Raw genomic sequence first — 3,198 nt, forward strand, 5'->3', positions numbered from 1 at the left:
CCCAGATCGCGCTGGACGACTGCAGCCACATCTCCCACGGCATCGGCGCGCGCCCTCTCAGCATGTTGAAGAAGGTGAACACCGCCACGAGACAGGGCGCCGCCACCGCCAACAGCAGGGCCAGCGAACGATTGAGTTTGCGCACCTCAACGGACAGGACGGCGAGCATCAGACGAACTCCGGTTCAGGTGCGGCAGGCGCGGAAGCCGCGCGATAGATGCCTTCGAGCGAGGCGGCACGGGCGCCGATCGAGAAAACGGAGACCCCGGCCTCGACGAGCGAACGGTTCATGGCGGCAGCGGTGTTGTCGGCCTCAGCGCCCGACCGCAGCCGGGCCACGAGCCCGTCCGCATGGGCCGTCAGCGCTAGGTCGAAGGCGCGGAGCACTGACGACGCCCGAACCGGATCGTCGACCTTCAGCAGGATTTCAGGAGAGAGATCGGCCTTCAGCGCCCGGAGGTCGCCCTCGAGCACCAGCCGGCCTTGATCGACGATCCCGACGTGCGTGGCGGTCTGCTCGATCTCTCCCAGCAGGTGGCTGGACAGCAGCACGGTCGCGCCGGTCCGGGCCGGCAGGTCCTTCAGGAAGCGGCGCATGTCGGCGATGCCGTCGGGATCGAGGCCGTTGGTCGGCTCGTCGAGGATCAGCACCGGCGGCGCGCCGAGCATCGCGCGCGCCAGCCCTAGCCGCTGGCGCATGCCGAGCGAATAGTCGGATACGCGCCGGCGCGCGCTGTCCCGCATCTCGACCACCTCCAGCACCCGGTCGATCTCCGTCGCCGGCACGCCCATCAGGGTCCGGGTCAGGTCGAGATTCTCGCGCCCGGTCAGATTGCCGTAGAAGCCGTGCGCCTCCAGCAGGGCGCCCACCTTGCGCGCCGCGCCGATGCGGTCCCGGCCGACGTCGACTCCACAGATCCGGGCCTGTCCGCGGCTGGGCCGCAGCAGGCCCAGCAGCATCCTCAGCGTGGTTGTCTTACCCGCGCCGTTGCGGCCGAGAAAACCGTAGACCGCCCGGTCGGGCACCGTCATCGACACGGCCTCGACCGCCGCCCGCCTCCCGAAACGGCGACTGAGATCGTGGGTTTCGATGGCGGCGGTCATGTCGCTGAGCGTCCATTCTCTTTAAGTCTTGCATAAAGTTGCGAAACTCGCGTCTTTAAGTCAAGATTAAAGACAAGACAGGATTTCAGAGCCCGTGAGCCAGACCGACCTCTCCCGATTCCGCCGCCGCTGCGGCCAGTTCCGCTGGTTGGCCGTGTTCATGGTCGTCACCGTGGGCGCCGTCGTCGCGCTGAGCCATTTCATCGCGCCGGTGTTGCTGGCCCTGCGCGAGACGCCGGTTCCAGGCCGAAGCCTCGCGACTGCCCTCCTAACCGGCGGGCCGCCTGTTTGTTACCTGTTCGGCGTCTGGTCCATCGGCCGCGCCATGGGCCAACTCTCCAATGGACGCCTGTTCCAGCCCACGGTCGCGGACGCCCTGCGGCGGGTCGGGCTGGCGCTCGGCGTCGGCGGCGTCTTCAGCGTCTTCATCGTCACCAATCTGCTGCGGGTGATCGGCGAGACCCGCGGCGGCTATCTGCATTTCGACATCCCCGGCATGACGCTCGGCATGATCGGCGGCGCGCTGTTCCTGCTCGGCGGGATCGTCGATCAGGCGGGCCGTGTGCAGGCCGAGCTGGACGAGATCATCTGATGCCGGTGCGGGTGACCCTCGACGCCCTGATCGTGAAGAAGGGTCTGAAGGCCCGCGACCTCGCCGCCGAGGTCGGGCTCAGCGAGACCCAGCTGTCCCTGTTCCGCTCCGGCAAGGTGAAGGGCATCCGGTTCAGGACGCTGGCGCGCCTGTGTGCGGCGCTGGAATGCCGGCCCGGCGATCTGCTCGACTACGCCTTCGATCCCGCCGACCTCACCGCGCCCGATGACGACCTGAGCTGATCGGGAACCGGCGAGCGGCGCGGGTCATTCTGTCGGGCAGGCAGATGGAGGCGGCCCCACAATGATCGAAGACGCGCTGGACGACGCCCGCGAGGCGGCGACCGACTTCCTCAACGCGGAAGGCCGCGATCCCGGTCACGTGCTTGCGGGTGTCGCCCTCACCGTCGGGTTCGCCCTGGCGGCGACCCTGCTCGCCAGCCGCACCGTCAGCGCTCGGCCGCGCCACCTAGCGCAAGGCGACGGCCCCATCACCGAACGCCCGCGCGGACCCTTGAGCCTGATCCTGCCGGCCGTGTTCTCGGTGACGACGCTGTCGGCGGTGAGGGTGTGGAACGCTCCCGCACGGCCCGAACGCACGACAGCCATGGGACTGTGGGCCGCCGCCCAGGCCCTGAACGCCGTCTGGATCGCGCTGCGCCCCAGCAGCCGCGGCCTGCAGATCGCCGCCGCCATGTCCTCGGCCGGGCTGGCCGCCGCCTTCGCCCATGAGGCGCGCAAGCTGGATCCGCAGGCCGGCAAGCTGGCCTCGCCCACCGGAGGGCGGGTGCGCCTCGCCAACTTCATCCAGCGCAAGGCCGAGCATCATCCGACGGTGCACTGACGGCCCGCGCCTTGCCGGGAGACGCGGCATCCTCTAGGGAGCGCCGGTTCGCGCGCGCCGAAACGGCTGCGCCCCAATCTCTCCGAGACCGCATGAAGATCAACGGCAACAACATCAAGCCCGGCATGGTCCTGCAGGTGAACGGCGGCCTCTGGGTCGTCACCAAGGCCAGCCACGTCAAGCCGGGCAAGGGGGGCGCCTTCGCGAACGTCGAGGCCAAGAACCTCGAAACCGGCAACAAGCTGAACGAGCGCTTCCGCTCCGAGGACAAGGTCGAGCGCGTCACGCTCGAGCAGAAGGACTTCTCGTACCTCTATGACGGCGGCGACAGCCTCGTGTTCATGGACGACGCCAACTACGAGCAGATCGAGCTTCAGAAGGACTGGGTCGGCGAGGACCGCATCCCCTACCTGCAGGAGGGGATGAAGGTCGTCATCGAGATGCACGAAGAGCGTCCGATCGGCCTGTCGCTGCCGGACCAGGTTACCCTTGAGGTCGTCGAGACCGAGCCCACCGTGAAGGGCCAGACCGCCTCTTCGTCCTACAAGCCCGCCATCGCCAACAACGGCGTCCGCATCATGATCCCGCCCTACATGGGCGTCGGCGAAAAGATCGTCGTCGACACCACGACGGGCGAATACGTCCGCCGCGCCGAGTAG

At 68.3% G+C, this 3,198-nt stretch carries 5 protein-coding genes; 4 read left to right on the forward strand and 1 reads right to left on the reverse strand.

From position 1 onward, the window contains the following. Positions 1–168 precede the first annotated feature (168 nt). Positions 169–1,104: an ABC transporter ATP-binding protein gene (locus VGB60_RS06835; RefSeq protein ID WP_331037516.1), complete on the reverse strand. Its 936-nt coding sequence runs from the start codon at positions 1,102–1,104 to the stop codon at positions 169–171. 94 nt (positions 1,105–1,198) lie between these two features. On the opposite strand from VGB60_RS06835, the gene VGB60_RS06840 reads away from it, so the two are divergent. The 4 genes from VGB60_RS06840 to efp all read left to right on the forward strand — a co-directional run bounded on the left by VGB60_RS06840 (position 1,199) and on the right by efp (position 3,198). Then, positions 1,199–1,696, forward strand: a complete 498-nt coding sequence (locus VGB60_RS06840) for a DUF2975 domain-containing protein (protein ID WP_331037517.1) — start codon at positions 1,199–1,201, stop codon at positions 1,694–1,696. Continuing rightward, a complete protein-coding gene (locus tag VGB60_RS06845) occupies positions 1,696–1,938 on the forward strand; it encodes a helix-turn-helix transcriptional regulator (protein WP_331037518.1) in 243 nt (80 codons plus the stop codon). Before VGB60_RS06840 ends, VGB60_RS06845 begins: the two co-directional genes overlap by 1 nt. A gap of 61 nt (positions 1,939–1,999) precedes the next feature. Next, positions 2,000–2,539 (forward strand): tryptophan-rich sensory protein, encoded by a 540-nt coding sequence (locus VGB60_RS06850; protein ID WP_331037519.1) that lies wholly within the window; start codon positions 2,000–2,002, stop codon positions 2,537–2,539. A 92-nt stretch (positions 2,540–2,631) separates the two neighbouring features. Then, complete coding sequence (gene efp / locus VGB60_RS06855; protein WP_331037520.1) at positions 2,632–3,198, forward strand: elongation factor P; 567 nt, start codon at positions 2,632–2,634, stop codon at positions 3,196–3,198.

This window comes from Brevundimonas sp., assembly GCF_036399195.1.
Lineage (GTDB): Bacteria > Pseudomonadota > Alphaproteobacteria > Caulobacterales > Caulobacteraceae > Brevundimonas.

Bases quoted from the DNA above. Each gene is read 5' to 3' on its own strand.
- VGB60_RS06850 (WP_331037519.1), top strand. From the start codon at position 2,000: ATGATCGAAGACGCGCTGGACGACGCCCGCGAGGCGGCGACCGACTTC.
- VGB60_RS06835 (WP_331037516.1), bottom strand. From the start codon at position 1,104: ATGACCGCCGCCATCGAAACCCACGATCTCAGTCGCCGTTTCGGGAGG.
- VGB60_RS06845 (WP_331037518.1), top strand. From the start codon at position 1,696: ATGCCGGTGCGGGTGACCCTCGACGCCCTGATCGTGAAGAAGGGTCTG.
- efp (WP_331037520.1), top strand. From the start codon at position 2,632: ATGAAGATCAACGGCAACAACATCAAGCCCGGCATGGTCCTGCAGGTG.